This window comes from Rhizobium sp. BR 314, from assembly GCF_047445805.1.
GTDB classification, from domain to species: domain Bacteria; phylum Pseudomonadota; class Alphaproteobacteria; order Rhizobiales; family Rhizobiaceae; genus Rhizobium; species Rhizobium lusitanum_B.
Map to the genome: position 1 here is coordinate 141,576 of NZ_JARWLA010000008.1, position 21,306 is coordinate 162,881.

The 21,306-nt window shown below is 60.5% G+C and carries 20 protein-coding genes; 7 read left to right on the top strand and 13 right to left on the bottom strand.

Features of this window, described 5'->3' with window-relative positions; all coding sequences use genetic code 11:
- Positions 1-2: 2 nt before the first annotated feature.
- The 5 genes from QD461_RS13720 to ubiE form a co-directional block, all read right to left on the bottom strand.
- The gene (locus QD461_RS13720) at positions 3-1,277 is read right to left on the bottom strand and encodes a Zn-dependent hydrolase (RefSeq protein WP_414088261.1); all 1,275 of its coding nucleotides are present in this window, start codon (positions 1,275-1,277) and stop codon (positions 3-5) included.
- On the bottom strand, positions 1,277-2,659 hold the full coding sequence (locus tag QD461_RS13725) for a dihydroorotase (RefSeq protein ID WP_414088263.1): 1,383 nt from the start codon (positions 2,657-2,659) through the stop codon (positions 1,277-1,279). Before QD461_RS13725 ends, QD461_RS13720 begins: the two co-directional genes overlap by 1 nt.
- 148 nt (positions 2,660-2,807) lie before the next feature.
- Entirely contained in the window at positions 2,808-4,397 is a 1,590-nt protein-coding gene (locus QD461_RS13730) for an aromatic amino acid lyase (RefSeq protein WP_414088264.1), read from the bottom strand.
- Between the two features lie 305 nt (positions 4,398-4,702).
- On the bottom strand, positions 4,703-6,277 hold the full coding sequence (gene ubiB / locus QD461_RS13735; RefSeq protein WP_414088265.1) for a 2-polyprenylphenol 6-hydroxylase: 1,575 nt from the start codon (positions 6,275-6,277) through the stop codon (positions 4,703-4,705).
- 62 nt (positions 6,278-6,339) lie between these two features.
- Entirely contained in the window at positions 6,340-7,116 is a 777-nt protein-coding gene (ubiE, locus tag QD461_RS13740; protein ID WP_414088266.1) for a bifunctional demethylmenaquinone methyltransferase/2-methoxy-6-polyprenyl-1,4-benzoquinol methylase UbiE, read from the bottom strand.
- 247 nt (positions 7,117-7,363) lie between these two features.
- Here ubiE and mutM point away from each other — a divergent pair, with 247 nt between their 5' ends.
- The 4 genes from mutM to dnaA all read left to right on the top strand — a co-directional run bounded on the left by mutM (position 7,364) and on the right by dnaA (position 12,082).
- Positions 7,364-8,254, top strand: coding sequence for a bifunctional DNA-formamidopyrimidine glycosylase/DNA-(apurinic or apyrimidinic site) lyase (gene mutM, locus QD461_RS13745; RefSeq protein ID WP_414088267.1), 891 nt, complete (start codon positions 7,364-7,366; stop codon positions 8,252-8,254).
- A 52-nt stretch (positions 8,255-8,306) separates the two neighbouring features.
- On the top strand, positions 8,307-9,080 hold the full coding sequence (locus QD461_RS13750; RefSeq protein WP_414088268.1) for an enoyl-CoA hydratase: 774 nt from the start codon (positions 8,307-8,309) through the stop codon (positions 9,078-9,080).
- Positions 9,081-9,384: 304 nt separating this feature from the next.
- The gene (gene rpsT / locus QD461_RS13755; RefSeq protein ID WP_184706426.1) at positions 9,385-9,660 is read left to right on the top strand and encodes a 30S ribosomal protein S20; all 276 of its coding nucleotides are present in this window, start codon (positions 9,385-9,387) and stop codon (positions 9,658-9,660) included.
- A gap of 871 nt (positions 9,661-10,531) precedes the next feature.
- Entirely contained in the window at positions 10,532-12,082 is a 1,551-nt protein-coding gene (gene dnaA / locus QD461_RS13760; protein ID WP_414088269.1) for a chromosomal replication initiator protein DnaA, read from the top strand.
- A gap of 136 nt (positions 12,083-12,218) precedes the next feature.
- Here the strand turns inward: dnaA and gcvA are convergent, their stop codons facing one another.
- Positions 12,219-13,115, bottom strand: coding sequence for a transcriptional regulator GcvA (gene gcvA / locus QD461_RS13765; RefSeq protein WP_414088270.1), 897 nt, complete (start codon positions 13,113-13,115; stop codon positions 12,219-12,221).
- A gap of 155 nt (positions 13,116-13,270) precedes the next feature.
- On the opposite strand from gcvA, the gene QD461_RS13770 reads away from it, so the two are divergent.
- On the top strand, positions 13,271-14,194 hold the full coding sequence (locus QD461_RS13770) for a DMT family transporter (RefSeq protein WP_414088271.1): 924 nt from the start codon (positions 13,271-13,273) through the stop codon (positions 14,192-14,194).
- Positions 14,195-14,297: 103 nt separating this feature from the next.
- Here the strand turns inward: QD461_RS13770 and hemW are convergent, their stop codons facing one another.
- Genes hemW through rph form a run of 4 tightly spaced genes read right to left on the bottom strand, consistent with a single transcriptional unit; the run spans position 14,298 to position 17,311 of the window.
- On the bottom strand, positions 14,298-15,473 hold the full coding sequence (hemW, locus tag QD461_RS13775; protein ID WP_414088308.1) for a radical SAM family heme chaperone HemW: 1,176 nt from the start codon (positions 15,471-15,473) through the stop codon (positions 14,298-14,300).
- 36 nt (positions 15,474-15,509) lie between these two features.
- A complete protein-coding gene (gene rdgB / locus QD461_RS13780) occupies positions 15,510-16,154 on the bottom strand; it encodes an RdgB/HAM1 family non-canonical purine NTP pyrophosphatase (RefSeq protein ID WP_414088272.1) in 645 nt (214 codons plus the stop codon).
- Between the two features lie 11 nt (positions 16,155-16,165).
- Positions 16,166-16,582: a VOC family protein gene (locus QD461_RS13785; RefSeq protein WP_414088273.1), complete on the bottom strand. Its 417-nt coding sequence runs from the start codon at positions 16,580-16,582 to the stop codon at positions 16,166-16,168.
- A 12-nt stretch (positions 16,583-16,594) separates the two neighbouring features.
- Positions 16,595-17,311: a ribonuclease PH gene (rph, locus tag QD461_RS13790; RefSeq protein ID WP_414088274.1), complete on the bottom strand. Its 717-nt coding sequence runs from the start codon at positions 17,309-17,311 to the stop codon at positions 16,595-16,597.
- A gap of 172 nt (positions 17,312-17,483) precedes the next feature.
- On the opposite strand from rph, the gene hrcA reads away from it, so the two are divergent.
- Positions 17,484-18,572, top strand: a complete 1,089-nt coding sequence (gene hrcA / locus QD461_RS13795; RefSeq protein WP_184706442.1) for a heat-inducible transcriptional repressor HrcA — start codon at positions 17,484-17,486, stop codon at positions 18,570-18,572.
- A 23-nt stretch (positions 18,573-18,595) separates the two neighbouring features.
- Here the strand turns inward: hrcA and QD461_RS13800 are convergent, their stop codons facing one another.
- The gene (locus QD461_RS13800) at positions 18,596-19,030 is read right to left on the bottom strand and encodes a GFA family protein (protein ID WP_414088275.1); all 435 of its coding nucleotides are present in this window, start codon (positions 19,028-19,030) and stop codon (positions 18,596-18,598) included.
- A gap of 215 nt (positions 19,031-19,245) precedes the next feature.
- Between QD461_RS13800 and grpE the strand changes: the two genes are divergently transcribed.
- Complete coding sequence (gene grpE, locus QD461_RS13805) at positions 19,246-19,887, top strand: nucleotide exchange factor GrpE (protein ID WP_414088276.1); 642 nt, start codon at positions 19,246-19,248, stop codon at positions 19,885-19,887.
- Positions 19,888-20,068: 181 nt separating this feature from the next.
- Here the strand turns inward: grpE and ptsN are convergent, their stop codons facing one another.
- Together ptsN and hpf are read right to left on the bottom strand one after the other, a co-directional pair.
- A complete protein-coding gene (ptsN, locus tag QD461_RS13810; protein WP_184706447.1) occupies positions 20,069-20,533 on the bottom strand; it encodes a PTS IIA-like nitrogen regulatory protein PtsN in 465 nt (154 codons plus the stop codon).
- An 87-nt stretch (positions 20,534-20,620) separates the two neighbouring features.
- Positions 20,621-21,196, bottom strand: a complete 576-nt coding sequence (gene hpf / locus QD461_RS13815) for a ribosome hibernation-promoting factor, HPF/YfiA family (protein WP_004120733.1) — start codon at positions 21,194-21,196, stop codon at positions 20,621-20,623.
- Between the last annotated feature and the right edge of the window lie 110 nt (positions 21,197-21,306).

The following is a 21,306-nucleotide window of genomic DNA, read 5'->3' on the forward strand; positions in this document are numbered from 1 at the left end:
GACTACTCCCGATCCTGTTTGAGGTTCTTGTCCATGTCGCGCACCGCTTCGAAGAGCACGGCGGCGCCCATGGCGATGTCGTCATTCTCGGCCCACTCCTCCGCGCAGTGGCTGCGGCCTTCCTTGCAGGGCACGAAGATCATGGCGGCAGGTGCGACCTTGGCGATCCAGGCTGTGTCGTGGCCAGCGCCGGAGGCCATGCGGCGATGCTTGGCACCGACAGTCTCGCAGGCGCGCTCGAGCGTTTCGAGCAGTACCGGCGCGCCCGGCGTCGGCATGTTGTCGGAGACGCGCACCGGCGTATTGATCGTCACGCCATGATCGGCGGCAATGGTCTTCACCTCACCGTCGATCCAGGCCAGGAAATCTTCCATGTCGCTGCGGATTTCGGCGCGGCCGTCGATCAGCAACACCACTTTCGAGGGCACGACATTGGCGGCATTTGGCTCGATGCGGAATTCACCGACGGTCGCGGCGAAATGGCCCGGCGTCTTTGCCTGATCGGCGGCACGCTGGCGAATGTCGAGGACCAATTGCGAGGCTGCCACCAGTGCATCCGCGCGGCGATCCATCGGCGTCGTGCCGGCATGATCGGCGCGGCCTTCCACGGTGATTTCGATGCGGGTGATGCCGGCGATCGCGGTCACGATGCCGATATCCTTGTTCTCGGCCTCGAGCACCGGACCCTGCTCGATATGCAGTTCCAGGAAGCCGGCGAGATCAGGACGCTTCTGGGCAAGCAGCACAGAGGGATCACCACCGACTTCGGCAATGCCCTGCGAAAGCGTGCGGTCACCGCTCATGCGGGAAAGCCAGGCCTCGGGAAACTGCCCAGTCATACCGCGGCTGCCGATGCAGGAGACGCCGAAGATGCTGACTTCCTCGGCGAGAAAATCGACGATCTCCAGATCATGGTCGAGCTCGATGCCGCGATCCTTCAGGGAGCGGGCAACTTCGAGTGCGGCAATCGTGCCGGCAATGCCGTCAAACCGGCCACCATCGGGAACGGTGTCGGAATGCGATCCAACAAGGATGGTGCCGAGGCCCGGCTTGGCACCATCGCGGTGGCCGATCAGATTGCCGGCGGCGTCCATGCGCGTCGTGAGACCAGCTGCCTTCATGCGGGCTTCGATATAGGCGCGGCCTTCAAGAAAGAGCGGCGAAAAGGCGCGGCGCGTCCAGGGATGGCCTGGTTCGGTGATGCCGGCCAGCGCATCGATGTCTTCAGCGATGCGATCGGCGTTTACGGGCAGGTTGTGGCGCTTGGGGTGTGTCATCAGGCTGCATCTCCGGCAAGAATTTGGCGAGGCAAGGGACGCACGAAGCTGCCGGAGCCGGGTTCGGCCAGCACCTTCTGTCCCTCGGTGATCTGCTTGCCTCTAAGATAGGCGGCCGACACAGTCCAGGGCAGGCGAATGCCATTGTAAGGGCTCCAGCCGACGACGTTGTTGCCGCTTGCCGCTGCGTCGTAAACCATTTCGCGCGGTTCCAGCACGACGATATCGGCATCCTTGCCCGGCGTCAGCGCCCCCTTGAGATGATCGAGGCGGAAATGCCTGGCCGGATTTTCCGCCATCAGCTTCGCGGCCCAGGTCAGCGGCACGCCGCGCTCCAGGGCACCCTTGACGAAGAGCGGCACCATGACCTCCAGTCCCGGCACGCCGGAAGCGTTTGCCAGCATGTCCGGATTGGTTTTGCGATTTTCCGACCAACTGACGTGGTCGGTCGAGACGAGCCAGACATTGCCCTCCGCCACCTTGCGCCACAAGGTTTCCACTTCGGCGCGCGGGCGGATCGGCGGATTAATTTTCGCCTTGCCGCCGAGACGCCGAACATCGTTTTCCTCGTCGAGCGTCAGGTAGTGAATGCAGCATTCCACGGTCGCCTCGAAGCCGTCGCGGCGATAGGCACGGGCGATGTCGTAGCCACGGCCGAGCGAGCAATGCACGACATGGGCCGGGCAACCGGTGTCGGCGCCCGTCTCGAAGATCGTGTGCATGGCGAGAAGCTCTGATATCGGCGGGCGGGACAGGCCGTGAGCGCGATAGTCGGTAACGCCGCTTGCCTTCACCTGCTCCATATAGGTGCGGACCGCTTCGTCATCCTCATTATGGACGCCGGCGGTTAGGCCCGTCGACGCAATAGCGGCAAAGCAGGCATCGAGCAGGGCAGGCGGGATGCGCGGGAAACGCTTGGGATCGGTGCCGAAGGTCGAGAATTTGAAGGCGGAAACGCCTGCCTCAACCATCTCGGCGATGCGCGCCGGACCTTCTTCCGGGTCGATCGTGCCGTAGAGGGCGAAATCGACGCGCGCCTGTGGAGAGGCATGGTCGATCTTCTTTTTGAGGGATTCAGCCGAGCAGACGAGATTGCCTTCGTCATAGGGCATGTCGACGATGGTGGTGACGCCGCCGGCGGCTGCCGAACGCGTCGACCAGATGAAATCCTCCTGATCCTTCTGCGAGAGCGAATGGACCTGCGCATCGATCGCGCCGGGCAGGATCAGCGCCTTGCCGAGCAGATGCCGCTCGCGGGCCGCTGGCGGCACACCGATGCCGATTTCGGCAATCTTGCCGTCGCGCACGGCGACATAGCCCGCTTCCACGATGCGCTCAGGCAAAACCACGGTGCCTTGCAGGACAAGATCGAAATCGGCCATGTGCATTCTCTCCGCCGGTCGGTTGGTTCAAGTCGGTTGGTTCAGATCGAGCATGATGCCGAAAAGTGTGGGCGGTTTTCGGCTCACATCATGCTCTACTTTTTTGTTTCGAGGTCGGATTCAGATTTTAGGTCTGCATGACCTAAAATCATCCGACGCTCGTGACGGTGTCGCGATAAAGCCGCTCCTCGACCCGCTCCAGCGAGCCGAGCGCGAAGAAGTCATCATAGGCAAGGATCGGCTTGTGGGCGATCATTTCCGAAATGAAGGCTTCCGACGCGAGTTCCTCTTCGATTGCCTCGACTTCGGCCGAAAGAGGGCGGTCGACGACATAGAAATCCGCATGTTTGCGCACCACGTCATAGAGCATGCGCGCCACGCCTTCCGGCTTGTCACCAAGGATATCCATCGCCTGGGCTGACAGCAGGGCTTCCAGCGCCGCGAGGCGCTTGAGCGCCCGCATCTGCCTTTCGAAACGCTCAATGACCAGCGGCAGGAAGGCCGCCTCGTCTTCCATGCCGGCCGCAACCACCAGCGACTGGGCCGAAACCGGATTGGACATGGAGAGCACGCGCGAGAAGATTTCGCCGGCTAGCTTGATGATCGGGCCGAAGCCGGTGGCGATCCTGCCTTCCGGCACAAGATTGACCGGCAGGCCGCGTCGCTGGCCGTTGCCGAGCAGGACGCAGCGGTTGAAGGCGTTGCGGGCGGCATGCGCCATGCAGATCAGTGCGCCTTCAAGCAAAATGGTGACATCGAGTGGAAGAGAACCGCCCGATGTCATGACGCGTCCGTCGACGATGACCGGGTTGTCATCGGAGCGGCCAGTGGCGGCAAGGATCTTGTGACCGGCTGTCAGCAGATTTTCGATAACGGCGCCGAAGACCTGGGCGATCATGCGCAGGCTCAGCGGATCCTGCACATGGGTTGCGACCGGCCAAGGCCATTCGTCCGAGGCGTTGCAGAGCCACGCGCCGATCAACGCTTCGCGAGGAGTGCCGACATGGCGTACCGAGATCCAGGGATCGCGCGAGGTGCCGAGCGCGCCGGCCGCCATCATGCCGGTCGCAAGCAACACTCGGATCGAGGCGGCGGCATTGCGGGTGGTTTCGGCCGCAGCGGCGAAGCTCACGGCGTTGACGCTGAGCGAGGCCAGGCTGTCGCGTGGTAGCATTTTCACGGCATCGATGCCGGCGGCGCTGAAAGCATCCGCCGCCTGCATGCGGCGGCCGCGATAGACGGCCTCACCGACCCCGGTCAGAACCGCGCCGATCTGGCCCATCAGGCCGATATCGGCACAACCGATCGAACCGGTGCGACGTACCACAGGGATAACATCGGCGCTGAGCAGTTGCAGATAGGCGTCGATCAGCTCTTGCGAACAACCCACCTGCCCCGTCAGGGCGGTATTGACGCGGATCGCCATGGCGTTGCGCACGACCGACATGGAAAAGGGTGAGCCAGTGCCGAAATGATGGGCGCGCACGAGGCCGAGATTGAAGGCGTCGAGATCGTCGGTCGACCATTCGACATCCTTCATGGCGCCGACGCCGGTCGTAGAGCCGTAGACCGGCATGCCCGAGTGAATGGCTTTTTCGAGAACGTTGCGCGCCAGCCGCACCCGCGTCATGCCGTTTTCCGATGCCGAAGGCAGGGCGACACCTGCGCCGATCCGAACCAGGTCGCTGAACCCCAAGGGCTGCCCGGTGAGTTCGATGCCGGCTCTCTGACGCTCCATGTGTTTTGTTCTCCTTTTTTTGCAAGGCTATGCGAGCCTTATCGCCAGTGGGATATCTCAAATGGCGAACACCTCGGTAGACCTGGATTCAAACAAGTAGAGCGTGATGTCGTCCGAAAATCGCTCACACTTTTCGGCATCATGCTCCAACTGGCTTGATTTCGAAGTTTGAGACCAGTCGAGTTGCCGCGCAACTCTGTGTTTGCTCGCGTATACAGCTTCGGAGAGATGAAAATCAGGCAATGTCGACGTTGCCCCATCATCAGCCGATGTTACCCCGGCTGACGATGGAAGAGCGGTATCGATCAGCTCAGGTGCCAGGCGATGTAGAGAAGCGTCAGCGCGATCACCCACAGCGCAAGGCGGCCGGAACGGCTGTGCTTGGCCTCGGCCTTGCCGATCGCCTCTGCTGTCTGCGGGTCGAAGCGCAGGCCGTTTTCGCTCATTTGCAGCAGTTCGTGGTGGAACTTCTCGGTCTTGGCAGCGATTTCGGGTGCTGCTTCGGCCAGCTTCACCGCTGCCTTCAGACCGTCCTTGAGGTCGGTCATGATCCGCTTCGGTCCGAGATTGGTGCGAATCCAGTCGCCGACGACCGGTTCCGAAGCCTTCCACATGTTGAAGCGCGGATTGAGCATGCGCGACACGCCTTCGACCACGACCATGGTCTTCTGCAGCATGACGAGCTCGGGTCGCGTCTCCATGTCGAAGAGTTCGGTCACTTCGAAGAGCAGCGTCAGAAGCTTGCCCATCGAGATCGTCTCGGCCGGCTGGCCATGGATCGGCTCGCCAATGGCGCGGATCGCCTGGGCGAAGCTCTCCATATTATGATGAGAAGGGACGTAGCCCGCTTCGAAATGCACTTCAGCGACGCGAAGATAATCGCGCGTGATGAAGCCGTAGAGGATTTCGGCGAGGAAGCGGCGTTCCTTCTTTCCCAGCCGCCCGACAATGCCCATGTCGACAGCGACGATCATGCCCGCGGCATCGACAAAGAGGTTGCCGGGGTGCATATCCGCATGGAAAAAGCCGTCGCGCAGCGTATGGCGAAGGAAGGACTGGATCAACGTATCGGCAAGCACATTGAGATCGTGTCCAGCAGCCTTCAGCCCCTCGACATCCGACATCTTCACGCCGTCGATCCACTCCATGGTGATGACGTCGCGGCCGGTGCGCTCCCAGTCGACCTTTGGCACGCGGAAGCCCGGATCCTTCTCGGTATTCTCGGCAATTTCGGAGAGGGCCGCCGCTTCAAGCCGCAAATCCATCTCGACCTTCGTCGTCTGCTCGAGCGTCTTGGTCACTTCCACCGGACGAAGACGTCGGCTGGAGGGCATGAAGCGCTCCTGCAGCCCGGCAACGAGATACATTGCCTTAATATCGTTGACGAAACGCTGGCGAACGCCTGGGCGAACTACCTTGACGGCGACACGCTTGCGGCCCTCGGCCGTCTCGACTTCCGCGGGATGGACCTGCGCTATCGAAGCGGCGGCGATCGGCTCGCCGAAGCTGGCGTAGAGATCATCGATCCGCCGGCCGAGTGAAGCCTCGATGGCGGCAGTAGCGGTCCCATGCGGGAAGAAGGCCATCCGGTCCTGTAACTGCGACAGATCGTTGGCCATGTCGACGCCGACCACATCAGGCCGCGTTGCCAGAAACTGGCCGATCTTCACATAGGAGGGCCCAAGCCGTTCGACGGCCTTGGCGAGCCGGTCGCTGCGCGCCTGGCTCTTGGCTTTCCTGCGGGCGAAAATGCTGACGAAAGACTTCGCGAAGCTGACGGAAGGGGGCAATCCTTCAGAGGGGAGGGCAATCACCACGCCTTCGCGCACGAGTACCCAGCCGACCCGCACGAGGCCGAAATATGCGCTGAAAGCACTCATAGCGTCTCAAGGTCTCGGAACGTGGAGGCCACAAGCCGCATCGGGTGACTGGACATCATGCTTCAGAGCTTCCAGCCGGAGTGCAGCGCGGCGATGCCGCCGGTGTAATTGGTGAAGTTCACGCGCGAGAAGCCGGCCTCGCGGATCATCGTCGCGAAATCTTGCTGGTTCGGGAATTTGCGGATCGATTCCACCAGATACTGATAGGGCTCGGCATCGCCTGTTATCGCCTTGCCGAATTTCGGAATGGCGTTGAAGGACCAGGCATCGTAAACGCGATCGAGCAGCGGTAAATCGACCTCGGAGAATTCCAGCACAAGCAGCCGGCCGCCGCGCTTCAGCACGCGATAGGCTTCCTTTAGCGCGACATCGATATGCGGCACGTTGCGGATGCCGAAGGCAATCGTATAGGCATCGAAGGAGTTCGACTCGAAGGGCAGCTCTTCGGCATTGGCCTCGACGAAAGTGAGATTGTCCGAGAGCTTCTTCTTCTCGGCACGCTCGGCACCAACGCCGAGCATCGAGCCGTTGATATCGAGCACGGTGGCGTGTGCCAGCCGATTGGAAGCCTCGACGATACGGAAGGCGATATCGCCAGTGCCGCCGGCAACGTCCAGCACCTTGTAGCCAGCTTCCTTGCGTGGGTTGAGCGCTGATATCATCGCGTCTTTCCAGGCACGGTGCATGCCCATGGACATGACGTCGTTCATCACGTCGTAGCGCTTGGCGACCTTATGGAACACCTCGTTGACGAGGCCCTGCTTTTCGCCATCGGCCACTTCGCGGAAGCCATAGGATGTTTCCATGCCGCCATCGGCGGAAGTGCGGCTGTCTGCCATCGGCTCAACTCCGTTACGCTACGGCGCCGCGCGTGATTTGTTCCGCGCTGAGGTCGCCGTACCACTTTAAATTTGCTGCATAATTTCATCCCCAAATCGAACCCGATCCAAGGAATTACGCAGTATTCAGCGGCGGACCATAGCGAAATCGCGTTTGCCACGCTATCTCATCAGCCAGATCACCAGCCGCAATGCTTCTGGGCTATAGCTCAGATCATAAGCGGTTGAAACATAAAGATGGATAGCCATGCCGGAATTACCAGAGGTCGAAACCGTCAGACGGGGCCTCGCGCCTTCCATGGAAGGCGCCGTTCTGAAGGAGCTGGAGCTGCGCCGCAAGGATTTGCGCTTTCCGTTCCCGGCAGATTTCGCACGGCTCGTTTCAGGGCGCGGCATCACGTCGCTGTCCCGCCGCGCCAAATATCTGCTAATCGACCTTGATGACGGCATGACCATAGTCTCGCATCTCGGCATGTCCGGTTCGTTCCGGGTAGACGCCGATGCATTGGCGGAGACGCCGGGGGATTTTCACCATCCGCGTTCGAAGGACGAGAAGCACGATCACGTCGTCTTCCATCTGGCGGGTGTCGGTAAGGATGCGCGCGTGATCTACAATGACCCGCGCCGCTTCGGCTTCATGGACATCATCAGGCGATCCGAGATCGCGAGCCATCCCTTCTTTCGTGATCTCGGCCCGGAACCCACAGGAAACGAGCTGAGCGCCGATTACCTGGCCGGGCGCTTTGCGGGCAAGACGCAGCCGCTGAAGAGCGCGCTGCTGGACCAGAAAAACATCGCGGGTCTCGGCAATATATATGTCTGCGAGGCGTTGTGGCGCTCGCATCTGTCGCCCCTGCGCGCTGCCGGCACGGTGGTCACCGAGGCAGGCAGGCCTACGGAGGAGCTGCTGAGCCTGGTCGTTGCCATCCGCGAGGTCATTGCCGATGCGATCGCCGCAGGCGGCTCGTCGCTCCGCGACCATATTCAGACGGACGGCTCGCTCGGCTACTTCCAGCATTCGTTTTCCGTCTACGATCGCGAGGCGCAGCCTTGCAGCACGCCGGGTTGCGGCGGTACGGTCGGTCGCATCGTCCAGGCGGGGCGTTCTTCTTTCTATTGTGCCGCCTGCCAAAGCTGATTGAAGGGCCACAGCTGTTCAAAGGGCCAAAGCCGATTAACGGGAGTGAGAAATGGCTTACGAAACCCTCATCGTCGAAACTCATGGGGCGGTCGGCCTCATCCGGCTCAATCGGCCGCAGGCGCTGAACGCGCTGAATTCCACGGTGCTCACCGAGTTGACGCAGGCCTATGCGGCCTTTCACGCCGATGATGCCATCGGCGCGATTGTGCTCACGGGTTCGGAAAAGGCTTTTGCCGCCGGCGCCGATATCAAGGAAATGCAGGCGCTCGATTTCGTCGAGGCCTACAAGAACGATTTCTTCAGCGGTTGGGACGAGATCGCCAAGGCGCGCAAGCCGGTCATTGCCGCAGTCAGCGGTTTTGCGCTCGGCGGCGGCTGCGAGCTGGCCATGATGTGCGATTTCATCATCGCTTCCGAGACGGCGAAATTCGGCCAGCCTGAAATCACGCTCGGCGTCATTCCTGGCATGGGCGGCTCGCAGCGGTTGACGCGCGCCGTCGGCGGCGCGAAGGCAATGGATCTGGTATTGACGGGGCGGATGATGGATGCGGCAGAAGCCGAGCGCGCAGGCTTGGTGGCGCGTGTCGTGCCCGCAGACAAGCTGCTGGACGAAGCCCTGACGGCAGCTGCCAAGATCGCATCTTATTCCCGCACCTCCGTGCTCATGGCCAAGGAAGCGGTCAATCGCGCTCAGGAAACCACGCTTGAGGAAGGCTTGCGTTTCGAGCGCCGCCTGTTCCATAGCCTGTTTGCCACGGAAGACCAGAAGGAGGGCATGGCGGCCTTTGTCGAGAAGCGCAAACCGGTCTTCAAAAACAGGTAGTGCACGATGCCGAAAAGTGTAAGCGGTTTTCGGACGGCATCGTGCTCATTTCCTTGATGTTAGGCCGGATTCAGATTTTAGGTCGTTTCGACCTGAAATCATCCGGGCCTAATGCCTGGATTCCGGAATTACGCGGGTTTGGCGAGAATCCGCGTTGACGCCGCGGCTCATTCCGGTTATATGCCCGCCACAGTTTGGAAAGCCGCTCTGGTTTTCCGCAATTGCTCCCGCATTGCTGGATGAAGTGGCCGCAGGGCCCGCACTGCAACGATGGAGTTATGTTCGAATTCTAAGAGAGGCATACATGGCCAATACTACCTCGGCGAAAAAAGCGACCCGCAAGATCGCCCGCCGCACTGAAGTCAACAAGGCTCGTCGCTCGCGCGTTCGCACTTTCGTTCGCCAGGTCGAAGAAGCCATCGCATCGGGTGATGCGGATCGCGCGAAGGCAGCCTTCATCGCTGCTCAGCCGGAACTGGCCCGCGCAGCTACCAAGGGCGTGCTTCACGCCAACACCGCTTCCCGCAAGGTTTCGCGTCTTGCAAAGCGTGTGAAGGCTCTGTCGGCACCGACCGCCTAACATTCTCTTAACGATTTCGTCGTTACACTTAAGCCCGGCCCTTGTGCCGGGCTTTTTGGATTCAGCCAAAAAAATGCCGCAATGCCAAAATCGACTAGCTGATCATGTCAGTGGCGTGACAGAAATATACCTTTGAAAACAAAGGGTTATGGCAGGATATCTCAGCGCTGCGTGATCTGCGTGACGCGTTGCCGGCTCACAAGTGAGTCAAGGGATTTTTTATTTTTTTTGTTTTGAAAGCCACAAGAATCGCGCCGAACGGGAATCTCTTTGATTCAACAGCGATTCTTTTTTGAAGGGCTTGTGACAGTCAAAATTGACCTCCAGAGTCAATGGCTGCCTCTTAATTTTGTGTAAAATTCATCGTTGATATCTGCCCTCGATCCTGCCTAAATGCATTTCAACAAGGGGCGCGGATCTCACCTTAAACGGCTTTTGCGAACACCGTCACTAATGGCGGCGTGGGTGGTTTTGTCTCTTGTGACGGAGCGGTTCAGTTCCGTTTTTTCAAACAGTTGACGAGTTAAAGCCGGAGGCGGCAACGCTTGCGGAACGAGCTAGCTTGTCTGTCCTTTGCGGCCGGTCGATGACGTGGCTGCTGGGAGGGGAGAAAAGTTGACAGCCGTTGGGGCAGCCGGTCGGAATACGAGGACCGACTGATGCTCCAACTACAGACGCCAGGACGAAGGCCGCATTGAAGCTCGGTTTTCGCCATAGTGCTTCTGTATAGCCCATTGGCTGGGCTCGGCTGATGAACCGGTATGCGGCGCTGCTTGGACAACGAGCGCGACCACCATGCCTTGGCGAAGACCCAGGGGCGATGGCGCTTTGCTGCCTTGCCCCATAAGAGACTGTGGAAGGCGGCATTATAATGCAGATACATACGAGAACGGCGGGTGCGTTGGAAAATGGGGACAATGCACCGGCGTTCGGCGCTGTTTGCCTGGATGCGGCGGGGGAAAAGGGAGACGTGGCGCAAAATGTTCTGTTCGAGCGCGTCAGCGCGCGCTTGAAGGCTCAGGTCGGCCCGGATGTCTATGCTAGCTGGTTTGCCCGGCTGAAGCTTCACTCGGTCTCCAAGAGCGTCGTTCGCCTTACCGTTCCGACGACCTTTCTGAAGTCGTGGATCAACAATCGCTATCTCGAGCTGATTACCGGCCTCTTTCAGGCTGAAGATGCAGAGATTTTGAAGGTCGAAATTCTGGTGCGCACCGCAGCCCGTCAAGGCACGAAGCCTTCGGCTGAAGAACAGGCCGTGGTGCCGGATCAGGCTGCCGTCGCGCCGATCCGCCGTGCGGTTGCCCAGCCGGCTGGCCAGGCCGTTGCGCAGGCTGTGAGCGCGGCTGCTGCTGCCCGGCCGTCGACATCGGGTTCGCCGCTGTTCGGCTCCCCGCTCGACTCTCGTTTCACTTTCGATACCTTCGTCGAAGGCGGCTCGAACCGCGTCAGCCTTGCTGCCGCAAAGACCATCGCAGAGGCCGGTTCCGGCGCCGTGCGCTTCAACCCGCTCTTCGTTCACGCGACGGTCGGTCTCGGTAAGACGCATCTGCTGCAGGCGATTGCCAATGCGGCTGTTCAGAACCCGCGCGGCCTGCGCGTGGTCTATCTGACCGCCGAATACTTCATGTGGCGCTTCGCAACCGCGATCCGCGACAATGATGCGCTGACTCTGAAGGACTCGCTGCGCAACATTGATCTGCTCATCATCGACGACATGCAGTTCCTGCAGGGCAAGATGATCCAGCACGAATTCTGCCATCTGCTGAATATGCTGCTCGACAGCGCCAAGCAGGTCGTCGTTGCTGCCGACCGCGCTCCCTGGGAGCTGGAATCGCTCGATCCGCGCGTCCGTTCGCGTCTGCAGGGCGGTGTTGCGATCGAAGTCGAGGCGCCGGACTATGAAATGCGCCTCGAGATCCTCAAGCGCCGCCTGGATGCTGCCCGTCAGGACGATCCGTCGCTGGAAATCCCGGCCGAGCTTTTGTCCCACGTCGCTCGCAATGTCACGGCAAGCGGCCGCGAACTGGAAGGCGCCTTCAACCAACTCATCTTCCGTCGCTCGTTCGAGCCGAACCTGACGGTCGAGCGCGTTGACGAACTGCTTGCGCATCTGGTCGGCTCCGGTGAGCCGCGCCGCGTCCGCATCGAAGACATCCAGCGCATCGTCGCACGCCACTACAACGTCTCGCGTCAGGAGCTGGTTTCCAACCGCCGCACGCGCGTCATCGTCAAGCCGCGTCAGATCGCAATGTATCTGTCGAAGACCCTGACGCCGCGTTCCTTCCCGGAGATCGGCCGTCGCTTCGGTGGCCGCGACCATACGACCGTGCTGCACGCCGTGCGCAAGATCGAGGAACTGATTGCCGGCGATAGCAAGCTGTCGCATGAGATCGAGCTGCTGAAGCGCCTTATCAACGAGTAAGCCTCGCGATCGGCATTTCATCATGTTTACGGCCGGCTCAAAAGTCGGCCGTTTCTTTTTCTTGTATGCTATTAGCCGGCTATGCGAAGACGCGGCCGTCAACCCTGCGCCCTGTCGTGTTTGAAGCGCGTGTCGCTCAAGCCAGCGGTGTCGTGCGGGAAACCTCGGAAAACAGCCAGGCACGCAGGGTCGCAATTGCCGGCCTTTCCAATGCGCCGGGCGGATAGACGAGATGATAGGCGAATGCGCTTGCAAGCCCGATGGGGAAGGGCGCGATGAGCGTTCCCTCGGCCAACTCCTGCTCCACGAAGGAGCGGCGCATCAGCGCAATCCCTAGCCCGGCTTTCATGGCGTGATAGGCGCCCATGCCGTCGGTAAAGACCGGGCCATGCGTGGCATCCACGCGGGTCGCGCCAGCCGCCTGCAGCCAAAGCTCCCAATCCCGCCGATAGACGTCGTGGATCAGCGTGAGATTTGCGAGAGCGTCAGCCGTGGGTGAGGTACCGAGCGCCTCAGCCATCTCGGGCGTGCACATCGGCACATATTCATCATCGAGTAGCCTTTCGCTCGCCAACCCCTCATAGCCGCCAAGGCCATGGCGAATGGCGATGTCTATTCCGTCCCGCTGGAAATCCATCATCCGATGCGAAGCGCTGATGCGAAGGTCGATGTCGGGATGCGCCTCCTCGAAGCGCCTCAGCCGCGGCACCAGCCAATGCGTGGCAAAGCCGGCCGTGCAGGTGAGGGTCAAGACTGTGTCTTTCGAGCGCATGGCCAGCGCAGCGGTCGCCTCGCGAATGAGCCGAAAGGCCGTTCGCATCGTCGCGAAGTATTCAGCGCCATCCGTAGTCAAGGCAAGACTGCGCGTTCGCCGCTCGAAAAGCCGCACGCCGAGCGCGCTTTCGAGATCGCGGACCTGCAGGCTGATGGCGCCCGGCGTCACATGCAGCTCGCTCGCAGCCAGCGTCATGCTGAGGTGCCGGGCTGAAGCTTCGAAGGCGCGCAGGGCGGAAAGAGACGGCAGTTGATCCATAACGATTGAGTTGAGCTAAACCATATTCCGAGAAAGACTCGTTTGTCAGAGCAAGTGTCTTGGCAGATTATCCTAATAAATCGGCGATATTACAGTATTTTCCGTCGATGTCGATGGTAAGTAAAACTCAATCATTAAACACCGGAGTTGATCTCATGCCTCAGAAATCCATGGGTGCAGTCGAGTGGAGCATGTTGGTCGGGCTATCCATTCTTTGGGGCGGATCTTTCATGTTCAACGGCATCCTGGTGCGCGAACTTCCGCCATTCACCATCGTCGCGGCCCGGGTCGGGCTGGCGGCAATCGCCCTGAACATCATTGTGCGGGCGACAGGCCATTCCATGCCGCAAGACCGTCAGGCTTGGCTTGCCTTCTTCGGGATGGGCTTTCTCAACAACGTCATTCCCTTCCTGCTCATCGTTTGGGGGCAGACACACATTGCCAGCGGATTGGCGTCGATCCTCAACGCTACCACACCGCTCTTTGCCGTCATCGTTGCACACTTGCTGACGACGGATGAGAAGATGACTGCCAATCGCCTGATCGGCGTCATTGTCGGCTTTGCCGGCGTGGCCTTGATGATCGGCCCCTCGGTGCTTGCAAGCCTCGGCTCGAATGTGCTGGCACAGCTAGCCGTGTTGGGCGCCGCTCTCAGCTACTCGCTGGCCGGCATATTCGGCCGCCGTTTCCGTCGCATGGGCCTGGCGCCGATCATTCCAGCCGCCGGCCAAGTCACAGCGTCGACAGTTCTGCTGCTGCCCATCGCGCTCATTGTCGATCGTCCCTGGACGCTCGCAGTACCGTCGGCGGAGACATGGCTTGCACTTGCCGGCCTCGCCATTCTGTCGACTTCCGTTGCCTATGTGTTGTTTTTCCGTATCCTCGCGACGGCGGGCGCCACCAACCTGATGCTGGTGACCTTCCTCATCCCCGTCAGCGCCATTCTGCTCGGCGCGCTCATCCTTGGCGAAGATCTGCAGCCGAAGCACTTCATCGGCATGGCGATGATCGCGCTCGGCCTTGCGGCGATCGATGGACGTCTCTTCACCCTCCCCTCGAGGAGGAGGGTCGGCACATAGTGCTGGGGCGGGGTGATCTGAGTAAACACTGAAGCCTCAATTGGTCTTCAGCGGTCACCCCCACTCGCCGCTGTACGGCGACCTCCCCTTCAAGGGGAGGTGATTAACAAGCGAGATCGGCGACGACGGAGTCGAGAACCAGCATTCCCGCAGGCGTGCAGCGCAGGCGGGAATTGCCGATCCGCTCTATGAAACCGTGTTCCAGTAAAAATGCCTCGCGCTGCGGATCGGGATCGCGACCGGAGAGCTGCTGCCAGCGGGCGAGGTCGACGCCTTCGCGCAGCCGCAGCCCCATCAGCAGCAATTCATCTGCCTGCTCATCGAAGCCAAGCATCTCCTGGTCGACCATGCCGTGACCGTCACGCTCGACCATCTCGAGCCAGCTTTCCGGCTTACGCTCTGTGGCGGTTGCCAACTTCTGCGGTCCGTGGGTCAAGCGACCGTGAGCGCCGGGGCCAATGCCGGCATAGTCGCCATAGCGCCAATAGGTGAGATTGTGCCGGCTCTCGGCGCCAGGGCGCGCGTGGTTGGAGACCTCGTAGGCCGGCATGCCCTCACGCTCGGTAATCTCCTGCGTCGCCTCATAGAGCAGCGCCGATTGATCGCCATCCGGCACGATCAGCTTGCCTGCCTTATGGAGGCCGTAGAAGGGTGTGCCCTCTTCGATCGTCAGCTGGTACAGCGAGAGGTGGTCGACGGCATAGGAGATCGCCTCTTTCAGCTCGCGTTCCCATTCCTCGACGGTCTGGTTGGGGCGGGCATAGATAAGGTCGAAGGACATGCGCGGGAAGATCTCGCGCGCCAGCTTGATCGCCTTCAGCGCATCGGCGACATCGTGTAGGCGCCCCAGGAATTTCAGGTCGCGGTCGTTCAAGGCCTGCACGCCCATCGATACACGGTTGACGCCGGCCGCGCGATAGCCGCGAAAGCGCTCCGCCTCGACGCTCGAGGGATTGGCTTCCATGGTGATTTCGATACCGTCAGGCATGTGCCAGGTCTTGGCAATGCCGTCGAGGATCGCGCCGACTGTTTCAGGCTTCATCAGCGAAGGAGTGCCGCCGCCGAGGAAGACGCTTGTCACCGTCTTCGGGCCACTGAGCATCCGCATCGTCGCCATTTCCTTCAGGAAAGCGGTGGCGAAACGTTCTTGATCGACAGGCTGATGGCGGACATGGCTGTTGAAATCGCAATAGGGACATTTGGCAGCGCAAAACGGCCAATGGACATAGACCCCGAAACCAGGTTCGCCGGTATCGGGTAGCAATTGCGCTCCGCGCATCAAGTCCTGTGTGTCCACGATTTCCACGAAGTAAGCTTACGCCTCCAGGCAGGTTTCGACAAAAATCTTGAAGGCGCGAGCGCGGTGGGACAACGCGTGCGAGTCGCCATGCTTCCAGCCGTGCTTCTGGTCGGCGCTCATCTCGCCGAAGGTGGCGTTGTAGCCTTCAGGCTTGAAAACCGGATCGTAGCCGAAACCCTGTGTCCCTCGCGGCGGCCAAACGACCGTGCCTTCCACTTCGCCGCGGAAAAGCTCGGTATGGCCATCGGGCCATGCGAGGCAAAGCACGCTGACGAAACGCGCAGTCCGGCTTTTCGGAGAGATGGCGCCGGCCTTTTCGAGCGCGGTTTCGACCTTCTGCATCGCCATCGCGAAATCACGGGTGCCGTCGGCGGTTTCTGCCCAGTTGGCGGTGTAGACGCCGGGATCGCCGCCGAGCGCATCGATCACCAGACCGGAATCGTCCGATAGAGCCGGCAGGCCGGAAGCCTTGGCCGAAGCAAGTGCCTTGATCGTGGCGTTTTCCTCGAATGTCGTACCGGTCTCGTCCGGCTCGATGAAGTTGAGCTCGGCAGCCGATTTGGCGGTAAAGCCGAAGGGGCCGATTAGATCCTGTATTTCGCGGATCTTGCCGGCATTGTGGCTGGCGACGACGATGGTCTTGGTATCGAGCTTTCGCATGTCTTGTCCCGTCAAAAGCCCCAGATGCGGGGTTCGGCGCATTCCAGGCTGTTGCCGGCCGGATCGCGGAAGTAAATCGAACGGCCACCGTTCGGCCAGTGAAAATCGGCTTCGATGGCGATGCCAGCAGCCTTCAGCTTCTGCGCCATGGCCTCGATCTCGTCGCCATCGACGCGGAAGCAGACGTGACCGGGACCCTTGGTGCCATGCGGTGGCACGGGCAGGGAGCCCGGTTCGTGCGGCTTCACGGTTTCCTCGCTGTTGAAGATCAGGAGCACGCCCGGTCCGCAACGATAAAACACATGGCGGTTGCCGCCGCGTGAGACCTTCTCCAGCCCGAGAGTACCTCCGTAAAAGGCTTCGGCAGCGTCGAGATTGTCTGCGTAGAGAGCCGTTTCAAGGATGCTTCCGAGGACCGCGTCTGCCATTGCAATATGTCCTTACGCGATCGCCTGCTTCTGCAGTTCCACCAGCCCGGCAATGCCGTTCTTGGCAAGGCCCATCAGCGTCGCGAATTCCTCTTCGCTGAAAGGCGCGCCCTCAGCCGTTCCCTGGATCTCCACGATACCGCCCTTGCCCGTCATGACGAAGTTGGCATCGGTTTCGGCCGAGGAGTCCTCGAGATAGTCCAGATCGATCACCGGCTGATTGGCGAAGATGCCGCAGGAGATGGCGGCGATATGGTCTTTCAGCACGCGCTCGACCTTGACCATGTTGCGGCTTTCCATCCACTTCAGGCAGTCGTAGAGGGCGATCCAGCCACCTGTGATCGACGCCGTGCGGGTGCCGCCATCAGCCTGGATGACGTCGCAGTCGACGGTGATCTGCCGCTCGCCAAGTTCCTTCAGGTCGACGACGGCGCGAAGCGACCGGCCGATGAGGCGCTGAATTTCCTGCGTGCGGCCGCCCTGCTTGCCGGCGGCAGCTTCGCGCTTCATGCGCTCGCCCGTTGCACGCGGCAGCATGCCGTATTCGGCCGTGACCCAGCCCTTGCCGCTGTTGCGCAGCCATGGCGGCGTCTTGTCTTCGAGGCTGGCCGTGCAGAGCACATGCGTATCGCCGAACTTGACCAGGCACGAGCCTTCCGCATGCTTGGAAAAATTACGCTCGAACGACACTTTGCGCATCTGGTCGGTTTTTCTACCTGAAGGCCGCATTCCACTCTCCTGAAAGTTTGTCGACCGCTTCTACGACCCGCAGCCGGGTTTTGCAAAGGAAAAGCAGGCTGAAAGGCCACACTCCGGCGCCCACCGCATTTTTCCCTTTTGCGATTGCTAACCGAGTGATTATATTTTCGCTAAGGCTCAACGGAACGGATTTGGCAGCGAAATGGTATTCACGACATCGTCGGTTTCGGATGTCATTGCTGCGCTTGACGAACGCTCCAAGGAAATATTCCGTCGCATCGTCGAAGGCTATCTGGAGAACGGCGAACCGCTGGGCTCACGCAATCTCTCCCGTCTGCTGCCGATGTCGCTTTCGCCTGCCTCCGTGCGCAATGTCATGAGCGACCTCGAAGAGCTCGGGCTCATCTATTCGCCGCATATCAGTGCCGGCCGTCTGCCGACTCAGGTTGGTCTGCGCTTTTTCGTCGATGCCTTCATGCAGGTCGGCGATCTCTCCGCCGAGGATCGCGCCAGCATCGACCGTCAGGTGCGCGGCAGCCATCGCGACCAGCCGATGGAATCCGTGATGACCGAGGCGAGCCGCATGCTTTCGGGCATTTCGCGCGGTGCAGGTCTGGTCATCACCGCCAAGAGCGATCCTGTGCTGAAGCACGTGGAGTTCATCCGCCTGGAGGCGACCAAGGCGCTTGCTGTGCTGGTCGGCGATCACGATCAGGTCGAGAACCGGATCATCGAATTGCCGGCGGGCATCACCTCGTCGCAGCTGACGGAAGCCGCCAATTTCCTCAACGCTCATATGACGGGTCAGACCCTGCCGGAGCTGCGCCGGCAGCTGCAAAATCTGAAGGACAGTGTGCGCAGCGAGCTGGATAGCCTGTCGCATCAGCTGGTCGAGCGCGGTATTGCCGTGCTGTCGGGCGATGATGACGATGGCAAGCCGACACAGCTTATCGTGCGCGGCCATGCCAACCTGCTGGCAGAGGTCGGCGGCGCGGAGGATCTGGATCGCCTGCGCCTGCTATTCGACGATCTCGAAAAGAAGGACAGCCTCATCGAGATCCTGAACCTTGCTGAAAGCGGCCCCGGCGTGCGCATCTTCATCGGCTCGGAAAACAAGCTCTTCTCGCTGTCAGGCTCTTCGCTCATCGTCGCGCCCTACCGCGACGAGGATGACCGTATCGTTGGCGCAGTCGGCGTCATCGGTCCGACGCGGCTGAATTATGCCCGTATCGTGCCCATGGTGGACTACACGGCGCAGCTCATCTCGAGACTGTCGCGGCCTGGAATGTGAGGAAGGCGATCCGACGGTAGCCGTCAATCGGGAAGCAGCGTTCCAGATCCACCCATTTCGGCCGGAAAATCCTTCTGCTTCGGCAATCCGTCCTTCAGATGTAACACAGTGGTCTCATAGTTGACGTGCAGCACCGGCTGAAAATCGAGGTCGGGCAGGACCGCAGCGTAGACGTCGGTGACGCCCCACAGCGGATGTTCGGTCAAGAGATGCCCGCCGCAGACCGTGCACCATTTGCGCACGCTCTTCTCGGTTTTCTGGTAGCCGCCGATCTTGTCCGCGCCGCGGGTTATGTGAACGGCCTGCGGCGGCCAGAGCGAGAAGGCGTTGACCGGTCCCGCCGACCACTCCCGACACGAGTCGCAGTGGCAGTAACCCATCGCTATTGGCTCGCCATCGACTGCAAGTTCCACTGCGCCGCAGAAACATTTGCCTGAAAGGGATTTGCCACTCGACATCGATCTCACCTCACTCTGTGCTGAGATGTATTTCAACATATCACCGGGGAGGGGGACTGAACAGGCGAAGTCCGGAGCGGCATCTCGCGCGAAGGCCCAACTCGCCATGGCTGCAAAGCCGCGAATTGGCTCTTCTTCTCGACAAAGCCTTGATTTTTTCCGGCTAAACCTCGATATCGGGCACATCTAAAAGACAAAGCAATTCGGAGACCGTCATGACCGACGAAACAACGAAAACCGGACCTGACGCCACGGCGGCCGACACTTCAGCGGATTTTGCGCAGGATGTTGCGGAAACCGTTGAAACGGCGGATCCGTCTCAACCGGATCCGGTTGAGCTGCTGAAGGCCGAGAATGGCGAACTTCGCGATCGCTACCTGCGCCTCGCCGCCGAGATGGACAATCTTCGTCGCCGCACTGAGCGCGATGTGAAGGATGCCAAGTCCTATTCCGTGGCAAGCTTCGCCCGAGACATGCTCTCGGTGGCGGATAATCTGCGTCGCACGCTGGATGCCATTCCTGCGGACTCACGCGCCAGCGGTGATGCTGGCCTGAACACGCTGATCGAAGGCGTTGAGATGACCGAGCGTTCGATGCTTTCGGCCCTGGAGCGCCATGGCGTGCGCCAGCTTGAGCCGATCGGCCAGAAGTTCGACCCCAATTTCCACCAGGCCATGTTCGAAGTGCCGAACCCGGAAGTGCCGAACAACACGGTCGTCCAGGTCGTGCAGGCCGGCTTCGTCATTGGCGATCGCGTTCTGCGCCCGGCTATGGTCGGTGTCGCCAAGGGTGGCCCGAAGATCGTCGAGAACGCCGAGCAGGGCGCCAACAGCCCGCTGGATGAGAAGGACGCCTGATCCTTTAGGCGAAGCAATCGCGGAAGGCGCAAGATGCCTTCCTTGAGCAATTGCCTAAAAGCAGAAGGGCGGTTCGCAGCTTCCAGGAAACGCCGAGCCGCCATGGGCATAAAAAATAAGAGCCGGACGATCTCAGATCATCCGGCTCTTATTTTTGCCTTGGTCCGATGCGATCCAGTCGTCAGGCGGCGTTGGAAGCCTGTTCTTCGTTGAGGAAGGCGTAGATTGCGGAGGCGGAATCTGTGGCGCGCAGCTTCGCGACCAGATCCTGGTCTCGCAAAACGCGGGCGATGCGGGAGAGTGCCTTGAGGTGGTCTGCACCTGCGCCTTCAGGCGCCAGCAGCAGGAAGACGAGATCGACCGGCTGGTCGTCCAGCGCTTCGAAATCGACCGGCGCTTCCAGGCGTGCGAAAATTCCTGCGATGGATTTGATGCTGGCAAGCTTGCCGTGCGGAATGGCAATGCCGTTACCGACGCCGGTAGAGCCCAGACGCTCGCGCTGCAGCACGACGTCGAAGATCTCGCGCTCGGGCAGTCCGGTCAGTTTGGAGGCCTTGGCTGCCAGCTCCTGAAGCAGTTGTTTTTTGGAATTTGCCTTCAAGGCGGGGATGATCGCATCTTGGTGTAGCAAATCTGCCAATGCCATTCTCTTTATCCTTCGTGTCGCCGAGAACCGGTAAACGGGAGCGGCGGCCGGCTAACGTTACGCGCAGTCGCCGCTCATCTTCTATTCTCAGCCTTTGATATTGGCCGCGTCTATCCAGCCAATGTTACCGTCCTGTCGACGGTAGACGATGTTGAGGTGTTCCTTGCCCGGGCTGCGGAAGAGCAGCAACGGCTCGTCTGTCATATCGAGCGCCATCACGGCGGTCGCGACCGACATGGTCTTCAATTGTTTCGTGCTTTCGGCAACGATCGCCGGCGCAAAATCGGCTGGGACCTCTTCGTCGTCATCCGGTACGCCGTCCATGACGGTGTAGGCGACTTCGATATGGCCGTTTGCGTGATTGCTGGCCTGATGGTCCTTGAGTTTGCGCTTGTAGCGTCGCAGACGCTTTTCGATACGCTCGGACGCTGCGTCGAAAGCAAGCTGCGGGTCCATGGCTTCGCCGGCTGCATGCAATACGACACCGCTGTCGAGATGAAGCTTGCAATCGGCCGCAAAGCGCGAGCTGGACTTGTGCACAGTTACCTGACCCGAATACCCCCCGTCGAAGTATTTCGTCACGGCCATACCGATCTGGTCCTCGATCCGCTGGCGGAAGGAGTCACCAATTTCCATATGTTTACCGGAGACACGCACACTCATGGAGTTTCCCTTCTTGTAGTGGTTATTGCGCGTACCAGTTTACGCCAAGCCTCAAGCTCATCCAAGCACTTCACGCGGTCAAAGACAAATTGCGTATATCGGCCGCCTTC